Below are 25,593 nucleotides of genomic sequence, written 5' to 3'. Positions count from 1 at the left end.
ACTCAATCTTCCCCGAAGGAGCAAGCGATGACGATCGAACAGAAGCTGGCCGAACTCGGCCTCACGTTACCCGAACCGCCGCAACCGCTCGGCAGCTACACGGCCGTCAGCGAAGCCGGCAATCTATTGTTCATCTCCGGACAACTGCCGCTCGTCGACGGCAAGGTTGCCTATACAGGCCGCGTCGGCGAACGGCTGAACGTCGACGACGGGCGGCATGCGGCGCAACTCGCGGCGCTGAACGTGCTCGCGCAGATCCGCAAGCACCTCGGCGGGTTCGAGCGCCTGCATCACATCGTGCGTGTCGAGGGGCACGTTGCGTCGGCGGACGGCTTTTTCGGCCAGCCGGCCGTGATCGACGGCGCATCCGATCTGTTCGCCGCCGTGCTCGGCGACAAGGCCGGACATGCGCGCTCGGCGTTTTCCCAGCGCCAGTTGCCGGCCGACGCAGCCGTGATTCTGGTCGTGATCGCCGAAATCCGGCCGGCGTAGCCGCGTTGCGGTTGCGCGGGCAGCCGCCGTTCCGACGGCGGCCGCCCTGTCCGCGCCCGGAATGTCGCGCGACGCGATCTTTTCGATATAAGGGATGGAACACCGCACATCCTTGCCTGGCAAGGCCGTACACGATCCAGATACATTGAAATACAAAATATCGCATGCGATTTAATCGAATCCGCTTGACGAGGTTCGGCGTCTCGACCAAACTGCATCGCATGCGATCGAATCGCATTAGATAGAACCTTCCAACCTGACGGAGTGAACGATGAGCAAGATCGAAAAAGTGCTGTACACGGGCAAGACGCATACGACTTCCGGCGGCCGCGACGGCGCGGCGCGCAGTTCCGACGGTCGCCTCGACATCCAGTTGTCGTCGCCGGGCACCGCCGGAACCGGCACGAATCCGGAACAACTGTTCGCGGCCGGCTGGTCGGCCTGCTTCATCGGCGCGATGCAGCTCGCGGCACGTGCGGCGAAGGTGACGCTGCCGACCGATCTCGCGGTCGATGCGGAAGTGGACCTGGGCATGGGCGGCAACGCGTACTTCCTGCAGGCCCGCCTGAACGTGAGCGCGCCGGGGCTCGATCGTGACGTCGTGCAGCACATCGTCGACACCGCGCATCAGACCTGCCCGTACTCGAAAGCGACGCGCGGCAACATCGACGTCGAAATCCGCATCGTCTGAACGTTGAATCGGGCGGCCAGGCGCCGCCCTCCCGAATCTCCTGCCATTTTCTTGTCGAGGTAAATGATGAAGACCCAACTGATCGCCGCCCTGCTCGTCGCCGTGTCCGCTGCCGTTGCCGCGCCGGCCTTCGCCAGTGACGCCGTCGTGACGCGTGCGCAAGTGCGTGCCGAACTCGCGCAGCTCGAACGGACCGGCTACCCGCTGAACCGCGCCAGCGACGCGACCTACCCGGACAACCTGCAGGCCGCGCTGACGCAGATCCACGCGGACGACGCGGTGGCCAACGCACCGTCGAACGCGGGCTACGGCGGCGACGCCGTCGCGGCGACGCAGTCGGGCCGACGCGCGGTCGTGCAGATGGCCGAGCGTTCGATCTATTTCGGTCGTTGAGCGCGATCCGCGATTCCGGACGAATCGCGTCGACATGCCGCACACGCCTGAACGCCCCGTTTCTTTCCATTGAATCTGTCGAGGTAAATGATGAAAACCCAAGTGATCGCCGCCCTTCTCGTTGCCGCATCCGCCGCCGTTGCCGCCCCCGCCTTTGCCAATGAAGCCGTCGTGACGCGTGCGCAAGTACGTGCCGAGCTCGCCCAGCTGCAGCAAGCCGGCTATGTGCCGGGCCGCGCGAACGATCCGCACTATCCGGACGACCTGCAGGCCGCGCTGACGCGTATCCATGCGAACGACACGGCCGCAGCGGATACGGCGACGTCCGGTTACGGCAGCGACGCGGCAGCCGGCACGCAGTCGGGTAGCCGTCCTGCCATGCGGGTCGCCGAGCGCTCGATCTACTTCGGCCATTGAATGAAATCGCGATCGGCGCCGGTTGCCGGCGTGCGACGCCCACACTCCGATCACTCTTTTCTGTCGAGGTAAATGATGAAGACCCAACTGATTGCTGGCCTGCTCGTCGCCGTGTCCGTTTCCGCTGCCGCACCGGCATTCGCGACCGAAAGCACCGTCACGCGTGCGCAGGTGCGGGCGGAACTGGCCGCGCTCCAGAAGGCCGGCTACCTGCCGAATCGCCCGAACGATCCGAACTATCCGGAGAATCTGCAGGCCGCGCTGAAGCGGGTGCGCGACAACGCTGCGACAGCGGCCGATACCGACGCATCCGGTTACGGCAGCGACGCCGACGGCGCGACGCAAGCCGGCAGCCGGAACGTCGTTCGCACGGCCGAGCGCTCGATCTACTTCGGTCATTGAGCACCGCGCCGAAATCGACGACGTCATCCATCAAATAAAGCGCATGCGATATAATCGCATGCGCTTTTTGTTCGTCTGAGACCTGAATGGACGATCGCGTCTATGCTGTGCGACGAACGACCTTCAATCAGGGAGCAGGCAATGCGGCAAGCAACGACGGGGAACGAAGGAAGCGGAGCGCATCCGCTCGACAACGCCGTGTGGCATGCGCTCGCCGGCGAGCAGCAGCGTTTTGCGCTCGGCGACGAGCGCGCGCGGCGCTTTCCTCCCGAACTCGCGCCCTTTGCCGGCCTCGCCGAGCGCAGCCCGGCCGCTTTCGACGCGTTGCGCGCATTGATCGACACGCACGGGCCCGCGGCACTGGTCACGCCTGACGAGATCCCGACGCCGGGCGGATGTTCCGTGGTCCGGCGCGCGGTGCTGCATCAGATGATCTGGCAGGGAACGCCTGACGATGCGCAGCCGCTGGAGCATGTCCGGCTGACCGAAGGCGATGTACCGGCCATGCTCGAACTGATCGCGGCGACGGAGCCGGGTCCGTTCGGCCCGCGCACGATCGAATTCGGCGGCTATCTCGGTGTACGGAGAGAAGGACGGCTCGTGGCGATGGCCGGTCAGCGACTGACTGCCGGCGGCCATACGGAGATCAGCGCCGTGTGCGTGGATCCCGCCTTTCGCGGCCAGGGCCTCGCGGCCGGACTGATCCGCGCATTGATCGCGCGGATTCGCGCGCGGGCGGAAACGCCGTTTCTGCATGTGCTGTCGTCGAATCGCGTCGCAATCGAGCGCTATCTGGCACTCGGTTTCACGATCCGTCGCGACATGCAATTGCTGGTGTTGGGGCGTGAGGAAACCGGGACGGGCCAGCCCGAGCGTCAGCCGTAAGCAACCGGGCGCAGCATTGCAAAAGTCGGTCCGGACGGCCGGAAAAGCATGGACATCGTGGAGGAAGCCGGCTGCAATCGCATCGCCGGCTCGACATCGAGCCGGCGGCCAGGCTATTCGTGGTTTACTCGTCGATCGAATCGATCAGGTTGCCGCGCAGCGTGACGATCGCCTTCTGCATCTTCGCGAATTCGTCGGGTTTGAGCCCGGTGGCTTCGACGAGATTCATGTCGAGCCCCTTCTCGCGCACGCGGCGACCGCTTTTCGTCAGGCTCACGACCACCTGACGCTCGTCCGACGGATCGCGGTGCCGTTCCAGATAGCCCATCGCCTCGAGCTTCTTCAGGATCGGCGTCAGCGTGTTCGATTCGAGGAACAGCTTTTCGCCGAGCTGCCCGACCGTCTGGTCGCCCTCCTCCCACAGCGCAATGATCGTGATGTATTGCGTGTACGTGAGGCCGAGCTCCTCGAGGATCGGCTTGTAGGCCTTGCCGAACGCGAGGTTCGTCGAGTAGATCGCAAAGCACAGGAACTCGGAAAGCTTCGGCGTGGCGGGCGATTGGGTTTCGGTCGGTTTCATGAGCATCCTCCATCGACACGGGAGCGTGTCGCAGATAAATGCATTATATATCGCGTGCGATCTTATCGGAAGCATGATTATCGTTTCCGATCGACAGCACGCGACGCGAGCGATGCCCGCTCACGCTCAGGCTCGATCGCCGTCGTTCCGGCCCCGGCGCTCGCCGTGCCGTTGCCGGCTGATCGACAGCAGCGAACACTGCACCGGATGCGCGATTTCGGTCGCGAGGCCGCCCGCGGCGAACAGCAGGATCGTCAGCCAGCGTTTCATGCATCCTCCACGACGGACAGGCTCGCGCCGTCGGCGACGGTCGCGTCGAGCGCATACGGTTCGACGCCTTCGAGGCAGCCGAGATTGACGCGCCAGCACGCGGGATCCTTGCGCGTCTGATGAAACGGGTAGACGCCGCACCGGCTGCAGAAAAAGTGACGGGCCGTGCGCGTGTTGAAACGGTAGGTCGTCAGCGCGTCCTCGCCTGCGACGATCTTCAGGTCGGCGGCGGGGAACATCGGGCTCATCAACGCGCCGCGACGGCGGCAAAGGCTGCAGTTGCAGCGAACGGCCGGCGCAAGCGCGGTCCGGACCTGGAATTTCACGGCGCCGCAATGGCAGGATCCGTTGAACCATGTAGCAGACATGTCGTGCTCCTCGAGAGGTGATGTCTGCTTTATAACGAACCCGGGCGGACGCGTTGTATCGCTCTGTATCCGCGCGGTGCGCAGACACAGAGCATTGCAATTCTGTCGCGAACGGTGCGGATTTCAGCGCCTTCCGGCGCCTTCGGGCACGTCCGCCGCGCGCAGGCGTGCGCGCCGCGTGATCCGGCACTCAGTCCAGCGCGTGCTGCAGCCGCGCAATGGCCGCCCGCGTCTCGCGCTCGAGCGTCGCGAACAGTTCCGCCGCCGGCAGCGACCGCACGAGCGGCGCCGCCTGCCCTGCCCACTGCGCGCCGTAGCCGAACTCGCCCTTCGCCTTCGCGGCCGCATGCAGCGCCTTGCCGGCGTCGTACGCGATCGGATAGGCGGGCGTCGCCGGTGCGTGCGGATCGTCGCCGAGCGCCGTCAGCCGGTTCGCGATGCCGCGCGCGACACGGCCGGAGATCGCGGTCGTGAAGGTCGTGCGGTGCGCCGCGTCGCCGAGGATCGCGCGGCGATAACCGTCGTCGATCGACGTTTCCGGACACGCGACGAACGCCGTGCCGAGTTGCGCGGCCTGCGCACCGAGCGCGAGCGCCGCGGCGATGCCGTCGCCGTCCATGATGCCGCCGGCGGCGATCACCGGCAGCGCGCATTCGCGCACGAGCAGTCGCGTCAGCGCGAACGTGCCGAGCCGGTCGTCGTGCGCCGTCGAGTCGAATACGCCGCGATGCCCGCCGGCCTCGATGCCCTGCGCGACGATCGCATCGATGCCGGCCGCGGCGATCTGGCGGGCTTCGTCGGGATGCGTCGCGGACGCGAACAGCGTGATGCCGGCGCGCTTGAGCATCGCGATCGCCTCGTCGGACGGCAACCCGAAATGAAAGCTCACGACCGCCGGTTTTTCCTCGAGCAACATCGCGAGCATCGCATCGTCCGCGACGAAGCTCGTGTAGATCTCCGACAGCGCCGCCGGCGGCGTCGCGCCGTATTCGCGGAACACCGGCGCGAGCCACTCGAGCCACGCGCGTTCGACCGCGGCATCGGCCCGCGCCGGCTGGTGGCAGAACAGGTTGATGTTGAACGGCCGGTCGGTGAGCGCGCGCGTGTCGCGGATCATCTTGCGCGCGCCGTCGGCGTTCGTCGCGCCGACGCCGAGCGAGCCGAGCCCGCCCGCGTTCGACACGGCAGCCGCCAGCGCGGGCGTGCTGACGCCGGCCATCGGCGCCTGGATGATCGGAGTGCGGACGCCGAGCGTGCGCAGCAGCGTCCGGTTGTCGGTCGGTCGATTCATGTCGTTGCCTCCTGCAACGTCCGGGATCGGAAGGCTCGGGCCGGCTGCCGGCCGAAGCGGCTTGGGTGCGTCCGGCGACGTCGCGGATGCGCGGTGCGTCGCGTGGACCCTGTCATGCGAATGCGAAAGCGGTGCCGGGTTCGGCGGCTGACCAAACGACGACGCGGCCGTCGCGACGCGTGGTTGCGGCGTCGTCTCCGCACGGCGTTCGAACCGGCCGCCCCGCAACTGCGCCCATGCTACGCCAGAGCGCCGCCCGCGGGCCAGCGCGCAGCGCTTCTACCGGCTGCGCACCCGATATGCGAGCGCCGCGCAGGCCGCCAGCAGCGCGGCCGTCACGAAGAACACCGAATGCAGGCCGAGCGCGACGCCGATCTGGCCGCCGATCACCGGGCCGATCACCTGCCCGCCGAACTGCGCGGACTGCAGGTAGCCGAGCATCTGGCCCGTCGCGCGCTCGTCGACCGACTGCCGGACCAGCTTGCCGATCGACGGCAGCAACCCGGCGAGCGTCATCCCCATCAGCACGCGCAGCGCGGCGAGCTGCCACCAGTGCGTGACGAACGCCTGCGGCAGCATCGCGAGCGCTGTCAGCAGCAGGCAGCCGACGATCACGTTCCAGCTGCCGATCCGGTCGGCGAGCGCGCCGAGCCGCGCGGCTGTCAGCATGCTGCCGAGTGCGGAGCCGGCCATCACGACGCCGGCGACGCGCGCCAGATGACTGCCGTCCACGCCGAGCCCGCCGATATAGACCGTGATGATCGGCTCGATCGACATGTTCGCGAGCAGCACCATCATCGCCGTCACGAGCAGCGCGGCGACCGCCACGCGATCGGTGCGCCGGGCCGGGTTCGCCGACGTTGCGCGGGCGTGCCGCGCGTGCGCGTCGGTGGCCGGATCGAAGTCCTCCTTCACGACGACGATCGTCAGCAGCGCGGCGACGGCGATCATCGCGCCACCCGCGAAAAACGTGCCGCGAATGCCGAGCCAGCCCGGCAGCAGGCCGCCGACGAGCGGCCCGACGAGATTGCCCGCGAGCGCGCCGGTCGACAGGATGCCGAGCGCCCAGCCCGCGCGTTCGCGCGGCGCCTGGGTGCCGACCATCACGGTCGACGCGGACGCATAGCCGCCGACGAGCCCGGCGATCAGCCGCAGTGCAACGAGTTCCACCACGTTGTGCGCGACGCCGATCAGCGACATCACGACGGCCATCCCGAGTGCCGCGCGCACGAGCATCGGCTTGCGGCCGAAGCGATCCGCGAGGCGGCCCCACAGCGGTGCGGTGACGGCCGTGCCGAGGAACGTCGCGCCGAACGCGACGCCCGACCACTGGATCACGGCCGACTGCGCGTCGACGCCGAGCTGCCGCACATACAGCGGCAGGAACGGCAGCAGCATGCTGAGACTCACGAGCGTCGTGAACGAACCGAATACGCACACGGCAAGATTGCGCCGCCAGTAGCGCGCATTGCGTTCGGCGTAGCCGGCGCTCGGGCGGCCGGCGTGTGCGGCGGCCGGTGCCTGGGCGGTCGTGCTCATCGCGCCCTCGCCGAGGAGATCACGTCGACCGCGAGCGCCAGCAACAGCGCGGCGGTGCCGACGCCGAACAGCGCTTCGTAACGGCCGCCGCTCGATGCGAACAGGTACGACAGACCGTAGGCGGCGACCGCCTGCATGATCGCGAAGCTGGTCGTCGCGCTGCGCCATGCGCGCTTCGCGACCGACGGATGATGCGCGAGCAGCTCGTTTACGCGGCCCAGCGCGAGCGGCACGATGCCGGGCGTGAACGCGCCGACGAGCAGGCTCGACACGATCAGCGCGGCCGGGCCCAGGCCGAGCAGCGGCAGCGCGACCGCGACGGCTTCGATCGCGAATGCGATCCGCAGTGCGCGGCCGAAGCCCGCACGGTCGGCCAGATGCCCGCACGCGAGCGGCCCGACGATCGCGCCGAGGCCGTACAGCACCCAGTACTGCGCGCCCGCGTCGACGCCCTTGCCGAGTCCGCGCGCGACGTAGTCGACGAGGAAGATCATGTGCGGGACGAGCCCGACCGCGTTGAGCCCGTATTCGACGTACAGCGCGCGCAGGCTGCCGGCCGGCAGGTTGCGCGCGTGCGCGGCATGCGCCGCGGCGGCTGCGGGCCGTGCGTCGTCGGCCGGCCAGCCGCGCCACGCGACGGCGGTCAGCAGTAGCGACACGATCGCGAGCCCGAGCCACGTGACGGTGAGCCCTTGCCGCAGCAGGATCGGCACGATCGTGCCCGATGCCGCGATGCCGAGCCCGATCCCGGTGAAGATGCCGCCGCTCGCGAAACCGCGCCGGGACGGCGGCACGTGCGTGAGGATCGCCGGCGCCGCGAGCACCATCAGCGCCCCGCCCGACAGGCCGGACGCGAAACGCCACACGAAGAACCACACGAACGACACTGGTGCCGCGCACGCGACGAATGCGAGTGTCGCGAGCAGCATCATCGCGCGCAGCACGGCGGTCGAGCCGGCGCGGCGCGCGAGCGTGCCGGCGACCAGCGCGCCGGCCAGATAGCCGCCGAGGTTGGCCGCCCCGAGATACGCGGCGGTGGACGCGGGAAACCAGTGCGCACCGATGATCGCCGGCAAAAGCGGTGTGTACGCAAAGCGCGCCAGGCCGATGCCGATCAGGCTCGCACTGGCGCCGGACACCGTGCCGCGCCACACGTTGAATGCGGGGGCGTGCGGCCGGTCGAGAAGCGCTTGTTGCATGGAGACCTCCCATTCGCTGGGCGGATGCACGCGCATCCGCCGGTTGAAGGAAGTCTAGATTGAACCGGGTATCGGGAGAATCCATGCAGCACGGAAGCCATTCTTCCGCAACGCGATTCAATCTCCGTCGGTGATGGCCGCCAGCTGCGCGAAATGCTCGCGCAATCGCGGCGCGGCGAAATCGACGAACGTCCGCACCTTCGGCACCGACAGGCGTCCGTAAGGCGTGACCAGATGAATCGGCAGTGGCGCGTGCTCGCTGTCGCGCAGCACGATGCGCAGCGCGCCGTCCCGCACCGGCTCCGCGACGTGATACGAGAACAGCCGCGTGACGCCGTGGCCGGCGAGCGCCGACGCAAGCGCGCCGCGGATCGTGTTGACGATGAAGCGCGGTGCGAACTGGACCACCTGCGGCAGCGCCGACGGCGCGGACGGCGGAAAGCTCCACGAATCGAGCCCGAAGTGCGTCATCGAGATGATCCGGTGCCGGGCGAGATCGGCCGGCGCGGTAATCGGCGGATGGTTCGCAAGGTAGTCCGGCGACGCGACGACGACACGCCGCACCGCGCCGACCGGCATCGCGACGAGCGTCGAATCGCTCAGGTGCGCGATGCGCAGCGCGACGTCGATGCCCTCGTCGATCAGGCTGACGGGACGGTCGAGCAGTTGCAGGCGAATCGACACGGCCGGATGGCGGTCGATGAATTCGTCGATGAGCGCACGCAGCACGTCTTCGCCCGCGGCGACCGGTGCGGTGATCGTCAGCAGGCCGCGCGGCGCCGAGCGTTCGTCGGCGATCAGCATGTCGGCTTCCTCGAGATCCGCGAGGATGCGGCGGCACGCTGCCGCATAACGTTCACCGGCTTCGCTCAAACGGATCGTCCGGGTGGTCCGGTACAGCAGCGCGGTGCCCGTGTGTTCCTCGAGAAACGCGAGCGCGCGGCTGACGGCCGCCGGCGAGCGGCCCAGGCGGCGGCTCGCGCCCGCGAGGCTGCCCTCGTCGAGCGTGGCGACGAACACCTTCATCGCATCGATTCGGTCCATGTCGTGTGCGGGGGCGCGTGGGGTCGTGTCGTGGGCGGGAAAAGCCAGCGAGCAGTCTACCGTACGCGCTGCGCAACGCGGGGGCAGCGCGGTCGCGCCGCTTCGTGAAATACTTCGGCCACGCGTCCTTGCGGAACTTCGAGATGACCGACTTGCCTGCCGTGCCCGCGTTGCGTTGCGTCGTCATGCGTTGCGCGTCGGCGTGCGTCGTCGCGTGGCTGGTCGCCGGGCCGGCGATGGCCGGCTCGTCGGCGGTGTCGCCGCCCGGGTTGCCGGCGCCCGCAATCCGCTCGCCGCAACGCATCCTGTTCGTCGGCGACAGCCTCACGCACGGCCGTTACACGCCCGTGCGTTCGTACGGCGCGATGCATGCCGGCCGTCAGGCCGCAGGCGCGGCCGCGGCGCGGGTGATCGACGAGAACTTCGGGCAGACCGGCGCCCGCGCGGAACGCGAGCCGGGCCCGTGGGGCGGGATTCCGGGCATCTTCGCGCGGTTTGCCGTCGAAGCCGGGCTCGACTATGACGTCCATCTCGAAGCGATGTCGGCGACGAGTCTCGCCAAACACGACCGCGTTGCATCGGACGTGATCGACCGGCCCGTCTGGGACGCGGTCGTGCTGCAGGAGTTGAGCGCGAAGCCGCTGCCGTTCGTGCTCACGCATAGCCGTGCCAGCGATCCCGCCGCCTTCTGCGCGAGCGTCGCGAAGATCGCGCGCGGCATTCGCGCTGCTGCACCGCAAGCGCGCGTCTATCTGTACGAAACCTGGCCGGGCGCCGATCTCGCGAAGGCGCTGGCGGGCGAGCCGGGCAGCGCCGGATTTCACGCGCGCTATGTCGAGCGTCTCGCCGAACTCGTCGCCGCGTATCGCGATGCGTTCGAACGCGCCCGCCGCACCGATCCGTCGATCGTGGCCGTCGCGCCGGTCGGCCGCGCATGGCAGCGCGCGTGGATGGCGGGCATCGCCGATCCCGATCCGTATGCGCCGTCGGGCGCCCCGCTGCTGTGGTACGGCATGCGCGCGCACAACGACCCGCCGATCTCGCGGCTCGACTATCAGCATCCGGGCGTGACGGGCGCTTACCTCAGCGCGCTCGTGCTGTTCCAGCAGATCGCCGGCGTCGACGTGCGCACCCTGGGCGCGCGGGAGCAAGCAGCCGCGCAGCTCGGCATCGCGCCGGACCTGGCGGTGAAGCTGCAGGCGGTTGCGTCGGAGACGGTGCGGCATGAACGGGCCGACGTCGGGGGCGGGACCGGCACCGATGCCGGTGCGGCGGCGACGGATGAACGGTCCGATCCGTGCGCGTCGCCATGAGCCGGATGGGCGGACGAGCGGCGGCGCTGCACATTCGGTGCGTCGCAGCGATCGATGAACGCTGACGAATGCAAGGTCCCGCGGCGTCGCTCCGCCGTTCCGTCGCGCGGCGCCGGCGGATTGACCGAGGATACCGAACCGCGCGGTACGCCATCACCATCACCGGCTGCCGAATCCGCGCAGCGCGGCCTATCGTTTTCCCTGCCCTGCCCTTCCAGCTTCGGCTCCCCCTCCGTCCGACGCCCGCCCAGCGGGCGTTTCCCGGCCTTTCTGCGCGGGAAAGGATGCTTGAAGCATCCGCAATTATCGCGTCGCGCAAATTCGCCGACCATGTTTCGGACGATCGGCGCCATCCCGCGCATCCGGCCTTTCGCGGGCCTTGCGGGCACGTGCGCCGCGTCGCGCGACCGGGCCCGTGATGCCGGCCGCGAATAGCCGCGAACGGCCGGGCATCGCGCCACGGCAAATCGATAATCAGGAGACACGATGAACAGCCAATCCCTCGACCTTGGCGGCACCGCGGGCGGACCCGCGTCAGCCGCATCGTCCGCGGCCCGGGCCGGCGCCGATGCGACGGCCCTGCCCGCGCGTGGCATCACGCTCGGCGAATTCATGGACGACCTGCCGGTCGGTGCGCTGCACCGGTTCGTCGTCTGGGTAATCGGCATCGGGCTGTTCTTCGACATGTACGAGATCTTCCTCGTCAGCACGATCGGCTCCGCGCTGCAGCACGAATACGGGCTCAGCCGGCAAAGCGCCGATTTCAAGCTGCTGCTCGCGTCGGCATTCATCGGAATGTTCGTCGGCGCGCTGTGTCTCGGCAGCCTCGCCGACCGCATCGGCCGGCGCAAGGCGTTCCTGATGACGCTCGTCTGGTACAGCGCGTTCTCGCTGATCGGCGCGTTCTCCGTGAACGCCGACATGCTCGTCGCATGCCGCTTTCTCACGGGCATCGGCGTCGGCGCGATCTACCCGGTCGCCGACAGCTTCCTGTCCGAAATCCTGCCGAAGGACAAGCGCGGACGGCTTGCCGCATGGGCCTATACGACTTCGTACGTCGCCGTGCCGCTGGTCGGCTTCCTCGCGCTGTGGCTGAATCCGCTGCACGTCGCGGGCGTGGCCGGCTGGCGCATCATCCTCGCGATCGGCAGCCTCGGCGCCGTGTACGTGCTGCTGGTCCAGCATCGTCTGCCGGAAAGCCCGCGCTGGCTGCTCGCGCAGGGCCGCGCCGCGGATGCGCATGCCGCGGCGAAGCGCTTCGCGGACAGCGCGGGGGTGCGCGTGCCCGACCAGTTCGCGGCATCGGCCGAACCGCAGCGGCCGCTGCGCGTCGGCGAGCGCATCGCGCTGCTGCGCCGCCGGCCGTACGGCGCGCGCTACCTGATGCTCGCGGTATTCCACCTGTTCCAGGGCTTCGGCTATTACGGCTTCGGCACGCTCGCGAGCACGGTCGTCAAGAGCCGCGGGTTCGACGTCACCGACAGCACGCTGTTCATCGCACTGTCGTTCATCGGTTATCCGATCGGCTCGCTGCTGTCGATTCCGCTGCTGAACTGGATCGAGCGCCGCACGCTCGTGATCGTGTCGATCCTCTCGATCGCCGCGTTCGGGCTGTGCTTCGCGTATTCGGGCAATACGGCGCTGATCGTCTGCTTCGGGTTCCTGACGACCTGCGCGTCGAACGTGTTCAGCAACGCGTATCACGTGTATCAGGCGGAGATCTTCCCGGCGCGCGTGCGCTCGACCGCGATCGGCAGCACCTACTCGCTGTCGCGCATCGTCAGCGGCGCGCTGCCGTTCGTGCTGCTGCCGGTGCTGGCCGAGCACGGCGCCGGAGCGATGTTCGGCGTGATCTCGGTCGCGCTCGGGATCGTCGCGGTCACGCTGCGCATGCTCGGGCCGCTGACCACGCGGCGCAGCCAGGACGACATCAACCCGGTATGACGCGGTATGCGGCACGGGGCATGCGCATGCGTGCCCCGTGCGTCGCGCCTGGCGCGCGTTGAACGCAGGTCGCGCATTCTTCGCATTCAGCGCGTTCAGCGCGCCGACATGAAATCGAACAGCTTCGCGATGTCCGTGGTCAGCACGGTGCCGGCCTTCACGCCGACCCACAGCGTGCGCGTCGCCCACGCGTCGTCGAGCGTCACGACGCCGAGCCGCGCCGCGCGCTCGCCCGTCACCGCATCGCGCGGCAACACGCCGATCCCGAGCCCGGCCTCGATCATCCGGCTCACGCCGTCGAAATTCGATACCTGGATGCGCAGCTTCAGCGAGCGCTCGGCCGCGAACGCGGCGTCGGTCATCCGCGCGAGCAGCGAACTGCCGTCGCTCAGGCCGACGTAGTCTTCATCGAGCGTATCCGCGAAGCGGATGCTGTCGCGCGCGGCGAAGCGATGCCCGCGCGGCACGAGCAGCACGAGCTCGTCGCGCCGGTACAGCCGGCGTTCGATGCCGGGCGCCGGCACGTTGTCCGCGAACACGCCGAGATCGGCCTTGCCGGACCCGAGCGCATCGACGATCTCGTGACTCAGCCTTTCCTCGAGACTGACCTTGATGCCCGGGTTGTCGGTCAGGAACGCGGCGAGATCGGCCGGCAGGAACTGGACGATCGCCGACGTATTGGTCCACACGTGAATGTGGCCGCGCACGCCGGCGACGTAATCGCTCATCTCGTGCGCCATCCGGTTCACCTGCTCGATCACCTTCGCCGCATGTTCGAGCAGCGCGCGGCCCGCGGGCGTCAGCTCGACGCCGCGCGCATGCCGGACGAACAGCGCGCTGCCGGTCACGCTCTCGAGTTCGGCGATCCGCTTGCTGACCGCGGACAACGTGAGCTGACCGTGTTCGGCCGCCTTGGTCAGGCTGCCGTGCTCGGCGACGAGAGCGAACACGCGCAGCGACTGCAGATCGAAATGAAGCGGGTTCACCATGACGAGGATCCTGGGGGTGTGCCGTGCGGCGCGTGCGAATGGCGCCCGACCGGCCTGATGCCGATCATACGCCCGGCCGTGAACGCGGCGAAATCGCGCGAAACGATGCAGGACGGCGCGCTCAGCGCGGCGCGATCGCCTGCAGTGCGGCGAGCATCGCGCTGTCCGGTCGCGCGAGATCGTCGAGTACCGTGAAGTGCTGCATGCTCGGCAGCCACGCGCGTGCAACCGGCTCGCCGGCCGTCTCGCATGCGTCCGCGTATTCATGCGCATGGCGCACCAGCTCCGGCAACTCGGCCGCGCCGACCGCGACGACGGTCGGCGCACCGGGGCCGACATGACGCAGCGGGCTGTAGGCGGCGATTTCGTGCGCGGTGAGTCGAAGCTTCTCGCCGAGCACACACAGCGAGATCGGCTCGAGATCGACGAGCGGGCTGATCGCAAGCGCCGACACGACCGCCGGATGCGCGCGATACACGGCGGTCAGGTGACCGCCTGCCGAGTGGCCGCTCAGGTGGATCGGCCGGCCGCCGGTGCCGATGCGATCGGGATCGGCCGCGAGATGGTCGAGCAGCGCGCCGATCTCGCCGACGATGTCGGTCATCGATGCATCCGGTGCGAGCGTGTATTCGGCGAGCACGACATCGAACCCGCGTGCGAGCGGCCCGGCGGCCGCGTACGCGAAATCTTCCTTCGCGCAGTGCTGCCAGTAGCCGCCGTGAATGAACACGAACAGCGGCGCGCCGGGCCGGCCGCAGCGCAGCCAGTCGAAGCGCTGCGCGGGGCGCGACCCGTAACGCAGGTCGCGCTGCGCGGGCGTCGCGGCGTAAAGCGCGGCACTGCGTGCCTGGCAGGACGCGAGTACCGCGGGGAAGTCGGGAATGGCCTTCGTGTTCAGGTAAGCGGCGTCGAGCGCCGCGCGGTCCATGCCGCGATAGAGGATCGTCATTCGGAATGTGCGTGGGTCGGATTGCGGATCTGCGGGACGCGCGTCGCGCCCGCTGCGAAGGCGGCGGACGGACCGGCGCCGATGCACGCCATTATCCGCAGTGCAACGCGGCGCGCCTATCCGGAATCGGCGGGTGCGATACGCGCCTGTCCGCTTTCGGCGGAGGATTGCTGCGTGGCGGGCGCATCGCGCCGGCGCATGCGGAACTGGCAGAACGGACGCGATGCTGCGCCCACGCCGCACGACAGCTCGGCATGACCGCCGCGCGCGCCGTGCAATTCAACGCAACGCAACTCAGATCAGCTCGGAGATCTCGATCAGGTTCAGGTCCGGGTCGCGCACGTACACCGACCGGATCTTCTGTGTCGCACCGGTGCGCTCGACGGGCCCTTCGACGATCGGCCATTCGACGCGGTGCAGATGCGCGATCACGTCGTCGAGCGGCACCGACGCGATGAAGCACAGGTCGAGCGCGCCGGGCACCGGCACGTGCGCCTTCGGCTCGAACTCCGCGCCGCGCACGTGCAGGTTGATCTTCTGGTTGCCGAAGCGGAACGCGAGCCGGCCCGCGCCGAAGGTTTCGAGCTGCATCTGCAGCACTTCGGTATAGAAATGCTTCGTCCGCTCCGGATCGACGCAAGTCAGCACGAGGTGGTCGAGGTGGTCAATCAGTGCCATGTGATTCGCTCCGGTTCGGTTACGACAAAGCCCGCTGCGCCGGCATGTGGCCGGCTTCGGCGCGCGGCGGCGGATGCAGGTCCGAGCGGCGCCCGGCCTTCAGGATCTGGCTCGGCACGTCATGCCCGATCAGCGCGGGCAACCGCGCGGCCGCGGCGAGTACGCCCGCCAAGTCGACGCCCGTATCGTAGCCGTCGAGCGCGAGCATGTGCACGAGCTCCTCGGTGCACGCGTTGCCGGTCGCGCCCGGCGCGTACGGACAGCCGCCGAGGCCGCCGAGCGATGCGTCGAAGCGGTCGATGCCGGCGTCGAGCGCGGCGAGCGTGTTCGCGAGCGCCATCCCGCGCGTGTTGTGAAAGTGCAGCGTGAGCTGCAGCGCACCGAAGCGTTCGCGTGCGCGTTCGGCCAGGTCGCGCACCTGGGACGGATACGCCATGCCGGTCGTGTCGCACAGCGTGAAGCCGTGCACGCCGAGATCCGCGAAGCGCTGCATCCACGCGAGCACGGTTTCCGCACGCACGTCGCCTTCCATCGGGCAGCCCATCGCGGTCGACAGCGACACGTTGAGCGCGACGCCGGTGCCGCGCACCGTGTCGATCACGTCGCGCAGTTGCGCGAACGACTGCTCGCGGGTCATCCGCAGGTTCGTGCGGTTGTGGCTCTCGCTCGTCGACATCACGAGGTTCACCTCGTCGACGCCGCACGACAGCGCGCGTTCCGCGCCGCGCACGTTCGGCACGAGCACCGTATAGACGACGCCCGGCGCGCGCACGATGCCGTGCATCACGGCTTCCGCGTCGCGCAGCGCGGGGATCGCCTTCGGCGACGTGAACGACGTGACCTCGATCTTCGCGTAGCCGCACGCGCTCAACGCGTCGACGAGCGCGATCTTGTCGTCGGTGTCGACGAACGCCGCTTCATTCTGGAAACCGTCGCGTGTCGCGACTTCTTGAATATAAAGTCGTTGGGGATGGGGCTGGTTCATGTCGTCGTCCCGGTCGCAGGTTGGTCGCTTCAGATCACGCCGCGCGTGCGCCAGTCGTCGCGCGTCGCGGCATCGATGCCGATCGATTCGAGTACCGCGTCGGTATCGGCGCCGAGCGCGGGCGCCGGACGCTCGATGCATCCCGGCGTCGCGCCGAGTTTCGGCACGATGCCCGGCACGAGCACGGGCGTGCCGTCGGGCAGCGCGGCGTCGACGATCATGTCGCGTGCGCGGTAATGCGGATCGGCCGCGATGTCCGCGACGTCGTAGATGCGCCCGGACGGGATGCGTGCGTCGTGCAGCGCGGCGAGCGCGTCGTCGAGATCGAGCCGCGCGCTCCATTCGCCGATCGCCGCGTCGATGCGCGCGACCTGCGCGACGCGCCCGTCGTTGTGCGCGAGCGCGGGATCGTCGCCGAGATCGGGGCGCCCGATCAGCGCCATCAGGCGCCGGAAGATGCTGTCGCCGTTGCCGGCGATCAGCGCGTACCTGCCGTCGCGGCAGCGGTACGCGTTGGTCGGAGCGATGCCCGGCAGGCTGCTGCCGGCCGGCTCGCGCACCGCGCCGAACGCCGAGTATTCGGGCAGCAGGCTTTCCATCATGTTGAAGACGGATTCGTACAGCGCGACGTCGACGACCTGCCCCTTGCCGCCCTGCTGTTCGCGATGGCGCAGCGCGAGCAGGATGCCGATCACGCCGTGCAGCGCCGACAGCGAATCGCCGAGCGACACGCCGACGCGCACCGGCGTGCGGCCGGGCTCGCCGGTCAGGTGGCGCAGGCCGCCCATCGCTTCGGCGATCACGCCGAAGCCGGGCCGGTCGCGATACGGGCCGGTCTGGCCGAAGCCCGATACGCGCAGCATCACGAGCCGCGGGTTGATCGCGGACAGCGTCTCCCAGTCGAGCCCCCAGCCTTCCAGCGTGCCGGGCCGGAAGTTCTCGATCAGCACGTCGGTCCCGGCGACGAGGCGGCGCACGACGTCCTGCCCTTCGGGCGTGCGCAGGTCGAGCGCGAGCGAGCGCTTGTTGCGCGACTGCGCGGCCCACCAGACCGACGTGCCGTCGTGCAGCAGCCGCCATTTGCGCAGCGGGTCGCCGACGCCGGGCGGCTCCACCTTGATCACGTCCGCGCCGAATTCGGCGAGCATCCGGCCCGCGAACGGCCCGGCGATCAGTTGGCCGAGTTCCAGCACGCGGATACCGTCCAGGGGGCGCGTCATGACTGTCTCCTGAAAATCGTGTTGTCGATGACGGCGATCATGACGGCGTTCGCATCCGGCGAAAATCGATCGATGCTCAACCAGCCTTTCCTGAACGGAAAGGGACGCGTGGCTCATTTCGCGGGCCAGCACGGCGGCTTCGTCGAGCGCCGCACACGCATCGTCCCAGCGGCGCCCGCGTGCGCCATCGCCTGCAGCACGACGGGGCGCTGCCACAGCGGCTCGTGCGACGGAACAGTGAACCGGGAAGTCGTCGGGCCGGCCGTGCACGGATGGCATCGACGTTTTCCATGCGGGAAAGCGCGCTCGCGCAATGCGCAAGCCTGATCGAATGCGCCGTTGGCAGAATCGTTGCCGTTGCGCGCCCGCCGGGCGCCCGTCAGCGAGGCCCGCCATGTTTTCCAGTTCCTCTCCTGCGCAGATCGTGTTTCTCGACCGCGCGACGCTGTCGCCGCAGACCGTGCTGAAGCCGTTTCCGTTTCCGCACGCGCTGCGGACCTTCGAACGGACGACAACGGACGAAGTGGCCGCGCGTATCGGCGACGCGGACATCGTCGTGACCAACAAGGTCCGGCTCGACGCGACGGCGCTCGACCGTGCGCCGCACCTGAAAATGATCGCGATCGCCGCGACGGGTACCGACATCGTCGATCTCGATGCGTGCGCCGCGCGCGGCATCGTCGTCAGCAACATTCGCGGGTATGCGGTGCGCACCGTACCCGAACACACGTTCGCGCTGATCTTCGCGCTGCGGCGCAGCCTCGTCGCGTATCGCGACGCGGTGCGCGCGGGGCGCTGGCTCGACAGCGGACAGTTCTGCTTCTTCGATCATCCGATCCGCGACCTGGCCGGCGCGACGCTCGGGATCGTCGGCGACGGCGTGCTCGGCCGTGCGGTGGCCGGCATCGCCCGCGCGCTCGACATGCGCGTGCTGTTCGCCGCGCACGGCGCTGCGCGGGGCGCCGGGCATGTGCCGCTCGACACGCTGCTGCGCGACAGCGACGTGATCACGCTGCACTGCCCGCTCACGCCGGCGACCCGCGGCCTGATCGACGCGGCCGCGTTCGCGCGGATGGCGCGCCGGCCGCTGCTGATCAACACCGCACGCGGCGGGCTCGTGGATGAAGGTGCACTCGTCGACGCGCTGCAGTCGGGGCAGATTTCGGGCGCCGGCTTCGACGTGGTCACGCAGGAGCCGCTGCCGGCCGCGCACCCGTTCCACGCGATCCTGTCGCATCCGGCGTTCATCCTGACGCCGCATGTCGCGTGGGCGAGCGACGAGGCGATGCGGGCACTGGCCGATCAGCTCGTCGACAACGTTGCCGCGTTTGCGCGCGGCGAACCTCGGCAGGTGGTGTGACGCCGGTCGCTGCGGACCGAACCTGCGGACCGCGCGAATTCGGGCCGTGCAGTCAGGGCCGTGTAAATGGGGCGCGCAGATCGACCGCGCAAATGGAGCGGCCCCGCTCGATTGCTCGAAGCGGGGCCGACGGAATGGGGGCTGCTTACGCCAGCGACTCGGCACGGTACGGGTTCGTACATCCGCCCTGTCTTGCGGCCGGTTTCCGAATTCCTGATGGGCGCTACTTCAAGGAAATCAGGCCGCCAAATCTGTAGGACGAGTCCAAAACTGATGAAACGGTGCCCAGGACACCGTTCGCTGCCGCGCCGACCGGCGCGCGAGCCTCGACGCGAAGATCGATCAGTAAGCGGACATCTCGACGCAAGGATCGACCTTGGACGGCGAGCAGATGACCGAATACTTGGCGCTTTCGCGCATCAGCGCTTCGCCTTCGTGCAGCGCGATCTTGATCTCGGGGTGACGCTCGTACGCGAGGAATGCGGAGCAGAAGACCGCGGACATCACGACCAGGGAAAACACAAATTTTTCAAGGGATTGGAGACGTTCGGGCATGGTTCGACCTTTCTTCTAGGTCGTGATTATAGCTCGAATTAAGGGTTTTCCCTATATTCCGATCCGCATACCGAGGATGGGTTCGGTCGATACCCGGTCGCGTTTGCGCCCTTTTTTGCCGCTAATCCGGGCCCGAGCACGGGTCGAACAAGATGGGGCACCGCCGCGGTCGCGGCACCGTTCGCGCAGTCCGCCAGCGGTCCGTGGAGAACGGTACGGCTCCGCTCGCCGGGAGCGTCCTCTGAAGAAAGCGCGACGAAGCCCGTCGCCGGCCGCGTCACTGCGGCGCGGATGCGCCGCTCGCCGCGTTGCCGGGCCACGCCTTGCCGATCCTGTCGATCAGCGATTTGGCGGCGCCGGTCGCGATGGCCGCGTCGACGCCCGAGGTCTGCCACGAACCGTCGGCGGCCTCGACGAAGGTCAGGTTCGCGCGCGACGGCGCGTAATCGTGGTTGCGCCACGTGACCACGACGTCGCACGTGTAGGTCCGTTCGCCGACCTTCCTGCAGTCGCCGTCGGGTTTCGCCGAGATCACGTCGGCCGACACGGGCAGCGGCTGGCCGAACAGCGCGTTCAGGCCGCCGTGGTTTTCCGCTTCGAGCGCGCGGCGCACCGCGGCATCGACGTCGCTCGATCCGGGGCCGTCGTGGAGCAGGTTGCAGGCGGCAAGCAGCGTGGCCGCACAGCCGAGCGTGAGCAGCGTGGGAAACTTCATGGAACTCCGCGAATCGGGTGAACGTCGGGCGGCATGCGGCGATGCGAGCGAACGTATCGCCGGGCCGGTACGCTGCGTAGTCTGCAACGTCCGTGCAGGGTTCGCGGTATCCATTTGTAACCAATTGCACGGATGACGCGCGCAAGCATCGCCTGCATCGCTGCGCCGTCGCTGTCCTTCGCGTTGAGTCGCGTTAACGCACGCCGCCACATGTGGACGCCTATTGCCGCTCCTGCTTCACGCGACTCACGAGCTGCGTCGGGCTCACGAACTGCAGCGCGATCACGACCCACACGAGCGTGATGGCCATGTAGATCATCGCCATCGCGTCGATCGACTGCGGCGCGCGCACGCCGGTCGAGAACACCGCGTAATACAGCGCGACGACGAGTGTCTGGGTGCTCGGGCCCGCGGTGAAGAAGGTCAGCTCGAACATCCCGATCGTGCGCACCAGCACGAGCAGCCCGGCCGCGAGCATGCCGGGCACCAGCAGCGGCAACAGCACGTAGCGGAAATAGCGCCACGTGTTCGCGCCGAAGATGCGCGCGGCGGCTTCGAGGTTCGGATCGATCTGCTCGATGAACGGCGTCATCACGAGGATCACGAACGGCAGCGCCGGTACCAGGTTCGCGAGGATCACGCCCGGCAGCGTGCCGGCGAGCCCGACCTTGTACATCACGGTCGCCATCGGGATCCCGTACGTGACGGGCGGCACCATCAGCGGCAGCAGGAACACCAGCAGCGCGAAGCGCTTGCCGCGGAATTGCACGCGCGCGAGCGCATAGGCGGCCGGCACGCCGAGCGCGACCGACAGCAGCACCACCGCGCCGACCACTTCGACCGTCACCCACAGCACGCTCGCGAGCTGGAAGTCTTCCCACGCCTTGGCATACCAGTGCAGCGTGAAGCCCTGCGGCAGCGGCGTGCCGAACCAGCGCGTCGCGACCGAGTTCACCGCGACGGTCGCGATCAGCAGCATCACGTTCAGCAGGAAGAACGCCATCAGCCCCCACACGAGCGCCTTCCATGCACGGCCGGCGAGGCTGCCGCGCAGTTTGCGCGGCTTCATCGCGTTGACTGGCTGCGCGCCGGGCGGGCTGTGCTTCGGCGGCCACGCCGGCGCGGCATGATTGTCGGTCGCCATCAGCCCTTGCCTCCCGTGACCGGACCGGTATAGAAGAAGCGGCGCGCGCCGAGCATCGACGCGACCACCAGCAGCTGCACGAAGCCCATCACGATCGCGATCGCCGACGCGAGCGAATAGTCGTAGCTCTCGAACGCGGCTTCGGCGGCCGCGATCGAGATCACCCGCGTCGGCCCGGCCGGCGCGCCGAGCAGCACGGCCGACGGGAACACCGAGAACGCCTGCACGAACGACAGGCACGCGGCCATCGTGAGCCCCGGCACGAGCAGCGGCAGGTAGATCCGCCGGAACTGCTGCCACGGGTTCGCGCCGAGCGTGGCCGCGGCGCGCGCGAGCGTCGGGTCGATGCCGCTGATGTACGACAGCATCAGCAGGAACGCGAACGGAAAGCCCGACACGATCAGCGACAGCAGCACGCCCCAGTAGTTGTGCGTGAGGCGCACCTCGTCGGTGTACAGGTGCAGCCCTTGCAGCGCCTGCGGGAACCAGCCGTTCGGGCCGAAGTACGTGAGCATCCCGTCGGCGACGAGCACCGTGCCGAGCGTGACGGGAATCACGAGCAGCGTCGTGACGAACTTCTGGTACGGCGAGTTGCGACGCAGCGCGAACGCGACGGGCACCGCGATGCCGACGTTGATCAGCGTCGCCGGCACCGCGAGCTTCAGCGTGACGAGCACGGTCGGCCACATCGCCGTGTCGGTGAAGAACTGCACGTAGTTCGCGAGCACGCCGCCGCCGTTCGTCGGCTGGAACGACAGCACGAGGCCGTACGCGAACGGATAGATGAACAGCGTGACGATGAACGCGAGCGCGGGCGTGACGAGCCACGCCTTCGCGTCGCGCGGCGCGCCGCCGGTCGCGAGCGTGCTCATGCGGCACCGCCCTTGCAAGTGCTGTTTCGACAGTGCCCGACAGAAGCATTCCGTTGCGCAAGAATGTGCGTCCGGCGGGGATGAGGGATGGTTTTCATGCTGGCCTCCCGGGGGCGCGCTGCCGCGCACGCGGCGCCGCGGCCGTTCATCGCGCGTCTCCCGCATAGACGAGCGTGCGCGCCGGGCTCACGCGCAGCCGCAGCCGTTCGCCCTGCGCGAATTCGCCGGCGACGCGCGCCCAGATCGGGCCGAACGGCGTGATCGCACGAATGAGCGAGTCGCGGCCGCCGTATTCGACCGTTTCGACGGTCGCGTCGAATGCGTTGTCGGCCCCTGCTTCCGCGCGCTCGATGTCGTCCGGGCGCAGCGCGACCACGACGTCCTTGCCGTCGAAGCCCGCCATCGGCACGCCGGTGATGCGCACACCCGCGGCGGCGACGTTCACGTAATCGCCGGCCATGCCTTCGAGCGTGAACGGCAGCACGTTGCGATAGCCCATGAAGCGCGCGACGTGCAGGTTGTGCGGGCGCGTGTACACGTCCTTCGGCGACGCGACCTGCTGCACGACGCCCTCCTTCATCACGACGATCCGGTCGGCCATCGACAGCGCCTCGTCCTGGTCGTGCGTCACGTAGATCGTCGCGCGTTCGAGTTGCGTGTGGATGCGGCGGATCTCGGCGCGCATCTCGATGCGCAGCTTCGTGTCGAGGTTCGACAGCGGCTCGTCCATCAGCACCAGCGGCGGCTCGATGACGATCGCGCGCGCGATCGCGACGCGCTGCTGCTGCCCGCCCGACAACTGCCCGGGCAGCTTGCCCTCGTGGCCGACGAGCTGCACGAGTTCGAGTGCCTGCTGCGCGCGCCGCCGCGTTTCCTGCTTCGGCACGCCGCGCATCTTCAGCCCGAAGCCGACGTTTTCGAGCACCGACATGTGCGGAAACAGCGCGTAGTTCTGGAACACCATGCCGAAGCCGCGGCGCTCGGGCGGCAGCACGTCGATGCGCGTGTCGTCGAGCCAGATGCCGCCGCTCGTGAGCGGCTGCAGCCCGGCGATGCAGTTCAGCGCGGTCGACTTGCCGCAGCCCGACGGGCCGAGCAGCGCGACGAACTCGCCGCGCCGGATGTCGAGATCGAGCCCGTTCAGTGCGGCGACCTGCGCGCCCTCCGCATTGGTGAAGCTGCGGCATACGCCGTCGAGCCGCAACCGTTCGAAACTGTGCTTCATTACGCGAACTCCGTCGGCGCGGGCGCCGCGGCGCCCGCGGGTTCATCCGTCATTTCGACTTCTGCGACCCGATCTCGCGGTCCCACTTCTGGAACGCGGCCACCATCGCCTGCGCGTTGAGCGGCTGCACGTGCGGACGTTCCGCGAGCAGCTTCGCGTACTCGGGGCGGCCGAACTTCCTGATCACTTCCTGGCTGTGCGCGGGCGCCATCTCGAGCGTCACGCCCTTCACCGCCGGGCCCGGATAGAAGTAGCCGTCGTCGTAGGTCATCGCCTGCTGCGCCGGTTCGAGCAGGAAGTTCATCAGCTTGAACAGCACGTCGAGCTTGTCCTTCGCCACGCCCTTCGGAATCACCATGTAGTGCGCGTCGTTGACCCACGTCATGTTGTCGAACGCCTGGATCCGGAAGTCGGCCGGCACGATGCCGAGCGCGCGCGGGTTGAGGTCCCAGCCGGTGACGGTCACGGTCATGTCGCGCGTGCCTTCGCCGAGCTCCTTCATCACGGCCGACGTGCCGCCCGGGTAGTACGGCACGCAGTCGTTGAGCTGCTTCAGGAACGCCCAGGTCTTGTCCCAGCCGTTGATCGGATCCTGCGGGTTCTTGTCGCCCAGCACGTACGGCAGCCCCATCAGGAACGTGCGGCCGGGGCCCGAGTTCGCCGGGCGTGCATAGATCAGCTTGTTCGGATGCGCCTTGCACCACGCGAGCAGCTGTTCGGGCGTCTTCGGCGGGTCGGCGACCTTCGCCGGGTTGTATTCGAGCAGCGGGCCGGCCGGCATGTAGGTCACTTCGAGGCCGAAGCCCTGCGCGACATCCTGCATCTTGCGCGGGCCGGGCGCGTACCGGTCGAGCACGCCGGGGAACGCGCCCGCGTTGTCGGGCAGCAGCTTCAGCCACAGGTTCTGCTCGATGCCGGCGGCCAGCGCGTCGGTGCCGGTCAGCACGAGATCGATGTCGGCGCGCCCCGCCGCCTGCATCGCCTTGATCTTGCCCGGCAGCTGCGGCGCGGGCGCGTTCGTGAACGTGACGTTCGCGACGAGATTCGGGTTCTTCTCCTTGAACGCCTCGATGGCCTTCTGCGTGAGCTGCAGGTTGCCCGCGACGTCGACGACGTTCAGCGATACGGGTGCGGCAACGGCTGCCGCGGCCGACAGCGTGAAACCCAGCGCGAGTGCGATCCGGCGCACACGGCGAGCGATCGGGGTGGCGTTCATGTCTCCTCACTTCGGTCGGTGGATGGGACCTTTCTTTTCAGGAAATCATGACGGCGTTATACGATGTCGGTCAACAAAAAACCGACTGGCGCGGGGCGGGAATTTCCCTAACAGAACCCTTCCGTTTCCCGAGGATTTGTAGATTGAGCGATTTCGCGGCGCGACACGGCGACGGGCACGCGGCGTGTTAGGACGTCGTATGTCGCTGGGCGCTCAAATGGAATCGGTTCACGTTGACGCGCCGGCAGGGAATTCATGCGCGGCGCGTTGCCGATGGCGCTCAGGCCGCACCGAGCGCGGTCACCTCCCCGATCAGCCGCTCCGCATCCCGCCACTCGCCGTACCCGGACGCCGGATTCAGATGCCCGACTTCGCCGAGATCGACGAGCTTGCTGCCCCACCCGGCCGCCAGCAGTTCGACGCGTTCGAAGCGCGCGAGCGGATCGTTGCGGCTCGCGGCCACGACGCTCGGAAACGGCAACCGCCCGGTCGGTACCGGGGTCCAGCCGTTCGCGGCGATCGCGTCGGGCGCCGGATAACCGGCGGGCATCGGCGTATCGAGATCGGCCGGCGCCGCGAGCAGCGCGCCGTGGATCTTGCGCGTGGCCTGCCGTGCCCAGTGCACCGTGATCATCACGCCCGCGCTGTGCGCGACCAGAATCACGGGGCCGTCGATCGCGGCGAGCGCCGCATCGAGTGCCGCGACGCGCGCGGCGCGGCTCAGCTTGTCGGCTTCGAGCGGCGCGACGGACCGTGCGTTCGGCAGGCGTCGTTGCAGATGCGTCTGCCAATGGTCTTCGACGTGATCGCGCAAGCCGGGCACGATCAGGATGGTGGGCGCGGTCGCCAGGGTCATG

The 25,593-nt window shown here is 68.5% G+C and carries 29 protein-coding genes; 10 read left to right on the top strand and 19 right to left on the bottom strand.

Going from position 1 to position 25,593, the window contains the following annotated elements; all coding sequences use genetic code 11:
• Positions 1-27: 27 nt before the first annotated feature.
• The 6 genes from DID98_RS07885 (at position 28) to DID98_RS07860 (ending at position 3,280) form a co-directional block, all read left to right on the top strand.
• On the top strand, positions 28-492 hold the full coding sequence (locus DID98_RS07885) for a RidA family protein (RefSeq protein WP_124485458.1): 465 nt from the start codon (positions 28-30) through the stop codon (positions 490-492).
• Between the two features lie 271 nt (positions 493-763).
• Positions 764-1,183, top strand: coding sequence for an organic hydroperoxide resistance protein (locus tag DID98_RS07880; RefSeq protein ID WP_124570520.1), 420 nt, complete (start codon positions 764-766; stop codon positions 1,181-1,183).
• Between the two features lie 66 nt (positions 1,184-1,249).
• Positions 1,250-1,576 (top strand): DUF4148 domain-containing protein, encoded by a 327-nt coding sequence (locus DID98_RS07875; protein ID WP_124570519.1) that lies wholly within the window; start codon positions 1,250-1,252, stop codon positions 1,574-1,576.
• Between the two features lie 90 nt (positions 1,577-1,666).
• Complete coding sequence (locus DID98_RS07870; protein ID WP_124570518.1) at positions 1,667-1,993, top strand: DUF4148 domain-containing protein; 327 nt, start codon at positions 1,667-1,669, stop codon at positions 1,991-1,993.
• A 72-nt stretch (positions 1,994-2,065) separates the two neighbouring features.
• Entirely contained in the window at positions 2,066-2,395 is a 330-nt protein-coding gene (locus tag DID98_RS07865; RefSeq protein ID WP_124570517.1) for a DUF4148 domain-containing protein, read from the top strand.
• Positions 2,396-2,536: 141 nt separating this feature from the next.
• Positions 2,537-3,280: a GNAT family N-acetyltransferase gene (locus DID98_RS07860; protein WP_124570516.1), complete on the top strand. Its 744-nt coding sequence runs from the start codon at positions 2,537-2,539 to the stop codon at positions 3,278-3,280.
• Positions 3,281-3,404: 124 nt separating this feature from the next.
• Here DID98_RS07860 and DID98_RS07855 read toward each other — a convergent pair whose 3' ends face one another.
• The 7 genes from DID98_RS07855 to DID98_RS07830 all read right to left on the bottom strand — a co-directional run bounded on the left by DID98_RS07855 (position 3,405) and on the right by DID98_RS07830 (position 9,571).
• A complete protein-coding gene (locus DID98_RS07855) occupies positions 3,405-3,860 on the bottom strand; it encodes a MarR family winged helix-turn-helix transcriptional regulator (RefSeq protein ID WP_044843621.1) in 456 nt (151 codons plus the stop codon).
• Positions 3,861-3,986: 126 nt separating this feature from the next.
• On the bottom strand, positions 3,987-4,130 hold the full coding sequence (locus DID98_RS35755; protein WP_185500367.1) for a hypothetical protein: 144 nt from the start codon (positions 4,128-4,130) through the stop codon (positions 3,987-3,989).
• On the bottom strand, positions 4,127-4,498 hold the full coding sequence (locus DID98_RS07850) for a GFA family protein (protein WP_124485462.1): 372 nt from the start codon (positions 4,496-4,498) through the stop codon (positions 4,127-4,129). Before DID98_RS07850 ends, DID98_RS35755 begins: the two co-directional genes overlap by 4 nt.
• Positions 4,499-4,688: 190 nt before the next feature.
• A complete protein-coding gene (locus tag DID98_RS07845) occupies positions 4,689-5,789 on the bottom strand; it encodes a nitronate monooxygenase family protein (protein ID WP_124570515.1) in 1,101 nt (366 codons plus the stop codon).
• Between the two features lie 279 nt (positions 5,790-6,068).
• A complete protein-coding gene (locus DID98_RS07840; protein WP_124570514.1) occupies positions 6,069-7,328 on the bottom strand; it encodes an MFS transporter in 1,260 nt (419 codons plus the stop codon).
• Positions 7,325-8,527 carry a YbfB/YjiJ family MFS transporter gene (locus DID98_RS07835; RefSeq protein ID WP_124485465.1) on the bottom strand — a complete coding sequence of 401 codons (1,203 nt, stop codon included), beginning with the start codon at positions 8,525-8,527 and terminating at the stop codon, positions 7,325-7,327. The genes DID98_RS07840 and DID98_RS07835 overlap by 4 nt, the downstream gene beginning before the upstream one ends.
• 117 nt (positions 8,528-8,644) lie before the next feature.
• Positions 8,645-9,571, bottom strand: a complete 927-nt coding sequence (locus tag DID98_RS07830) for a LysR family transcriptional regulator (protein ID WP_044843518.1) — start codon at positions 9,569-9,571, stop codon at positions 8,645-8,647.
• Between the two features lie 143 nt (positions 9,572-9,714).
• Here DID98_RS07830 and DID98_RS07825 point away from each other — a divergent pair, with 143 nt between their 5' ends.
• Both DID98_RS07825 and DID98_RS07820 read left to right on the top strand, forming a co-directional pair.
• Entirely contained in the window at positions 9,715-10,884 is a 1,170-nt protein-coding gene (locus DID98_RS07825) for a hypothetical protein (protein ID WP_124570513.1), read from the top strand.
• A gap of 486 nt (positions 10,885-11,370) precedes the next feature.
• Complete coding sequence (locus DID98_RS07820) at positions 11,371-12,828, top strand: MFS transporter (RefSeq protein WP_124570512.1); 1,458 nt, start codon at positions 11,371-11,373, stop codon at positions 12,826-12,828.
• A gap of 95 nt (positions 12,829-12,923) precedes the next feature.
• Here DID98_RS07820 and DID98_RS07815 read toward each other — a convergent pair whose 3' ends face one another.
• From DID98_RS07815 to DID98_RS07795, 5 genes are all read right to left on the bottom strand, one after another.
• Positions 12,924-13,817 carry a LysR family transcriptional regulator gene (locus DID98_RS07815; protein WP_124485468.1) on the bottom strand — a complete coding sequence of 298 codons (894 nt, stop codon included), beginning with the start codon at positions 13,815-13,817 and terminating at the stop codon, positions 12,924-12,926.
• Positions 13,818-13,938: 121 nt separating this feature from the next.
• Positions 13,939-14,766: an alpha/beta hydrolase gene (locus tag DID98_RS07810; RefSeq protein WP_124570511.1), complete on the bottom strand. Its 828-nt coding sequence runs from the start codon at positions 14,764-14,766 to the stop codon at positions 13,939-13,941.
• 294 nt (positions 14,767-15,060) lie between these two features.
• A complete protein-coding gene (locus DID98_RS07805) occupies positions 15,061-15,444 on the bottom strand; it encodes a VOC family protein (protein WP_044843522.1) in 384 nt (127 codons plus the stop codon).
• A 19-nt stretch (positions 15,445-15,463) separates the two neighbouring features.
• Complete coding sequence (locus DID98_RS07800) at positions 15,464-16,429, bottom strand: hydroxymethylglutaryl-CoA lyase (RefSeq protein ID WP_124570510.1); 966 nt, start codon at positions 16,427-16,429, stop codon at positions 15,464-15,466.
• 29 nt (positions 16,430-16,458) lie between these two features.
• The gene (locus DID98_RS07795) at positions 16,459-17,649 is read right to left on the bottom strand and encodes a CaiB/BaiF CoA-transferase family protein (protein WP_124570509.1); all 1,191 of its coding nucleotides are present in this window, start codon (positions 17,647-17,649) and stop codon (positions 16,459-16,461) included.
• A gap of 27 nt (positions 17,650-17,676) precedes the next feature.
• On the opposite strand from DID98_RS07795, the gene DID98_RS07790 reads away from it, so the two are divergent.
• Complete coding sequence (locus DID98_RS07790) at positions 17,677-17,976, top strand: hypothetical protein (protein WP_124570508.1); 300 nt, start codon at positions 17,677-17,679, stop codon at positions 17,974-17,976.
• 67 nt (positions 17,977-18,043) lie between these two features.
• Positions 18,044-19,009 carry a D-2-hydroxyacid dehydrogenase gene (locus tag DID98_RS07785; protein ID WP_124570507.1) on the top strand — a complete coding sequence of 322 codons (966 nt, stop codon included), beginning with the start codon at positions 18,044-18,046 and terminating at the stop codon, positions 19,007-19,009.
• Between the two features lie 342 nt (positions 19,010-19,351).
• Here the strand turns inward: DID98_RS07785 and DID98_RS07780 are convergent, their stop codons facing one another.
• The 7 genes from DID98_RS07780 to DID98_RS07750 form a co-directional block, all read right to left on the bottom strand.
• Entirely contained in the window at positions 19,352-19,564 is a 213-nt protein-coding gene (locus tag DID98_RS07780) for a hypothetical protein (RefSeq protein WP_044843526.1), read from the bottom strand.
• Between the two features lie 277 nt (positions 19,565-19,841).
• Complete coding sequence (locus DID98_RS07775) at positions 19,842-20,279, bottom strand: hypothetical protein (protein WP_044843527.1); 438 nt, start codon at positions 20,277-20,279, stop codon at positions 19,842-19,844.
• A gap of 220 nt (positions 20,280-20,499) precedes the next feature.
• Positions 20,500-21,423, bottom strand: coding sequence for an ABC transporter permease (locus DID98_RS07770; RefSeq protein ID WP_124521752.1), 924 nt, complete (start codon positions 21,421-21,423; stop codon positions 20,500-20,502).
• Positions 21,423-22,295: an ABC transporter permease gene (locus DID98_RS07765; protein ID WP_124570506.1), complete on the bottom strand. Its 873-nt coding sequence runs from the start codon at positions 22,293-22,295 to the stop codon at positions 21,423-21,425. The genes DID98_RS07770 and DID98_RS07765 overlap by 1 nt, the downstream gene beginning before the upstream one ends.
• A 145-nt stretch (positions 22,296-22,440) precedes the next feature.
• The gene (locus DID98_RS07760) at positions 22,441-23,520 is read right to left on the bottom strand and encodes an ABC transporter ATP-binding protein (protein WP_124570505.1); all 1,080 of its coding nucleotides are present in this window, start codon (positions 23,518-23,520) and stop codon (positions 22,441-22,443) included.
• 49 nt (positions 23,521-23,569) lie between these two features.
• Positions 23,570-24,736, bottom strand: coding sequence for an ABC transporter substrate-binding protein (locus DID98_RS07755; RefSeq protein WP_044843531.1), 1,167 nt, complete (start codon positions 24,734-24,736; stop codon positions 23,570-23,572).
• A 280-nt stretch (positions 24,737-25,016) separates the two neighbouring features.
• Positions 25,017-25,592, bottom strand: coding sequence for an alpha/beta hydrolase (locus DID98_RS07750; protein WP_124570504.1), 576 nt, complete (start codon positions 25,590-25,592; stop codon positions 25,017-25,019).
• Between the last annotated feature and the right edge of the window lies 1 nt (position 25,593).

The organism is Burkholderia sp. Bp8984, from assembly GCF_003853755.1.
GTDB lineage: Bacteria > Pseudomonadota > Gammaproteobacteria > Burkholderiales > Burkholderiaceae > Burkholderia.
The sequence above is the reverse complement of the archived record's forward strand: the minus strand, read 5'-3'. Positions and strand labels throughout refer to the sequence as shown.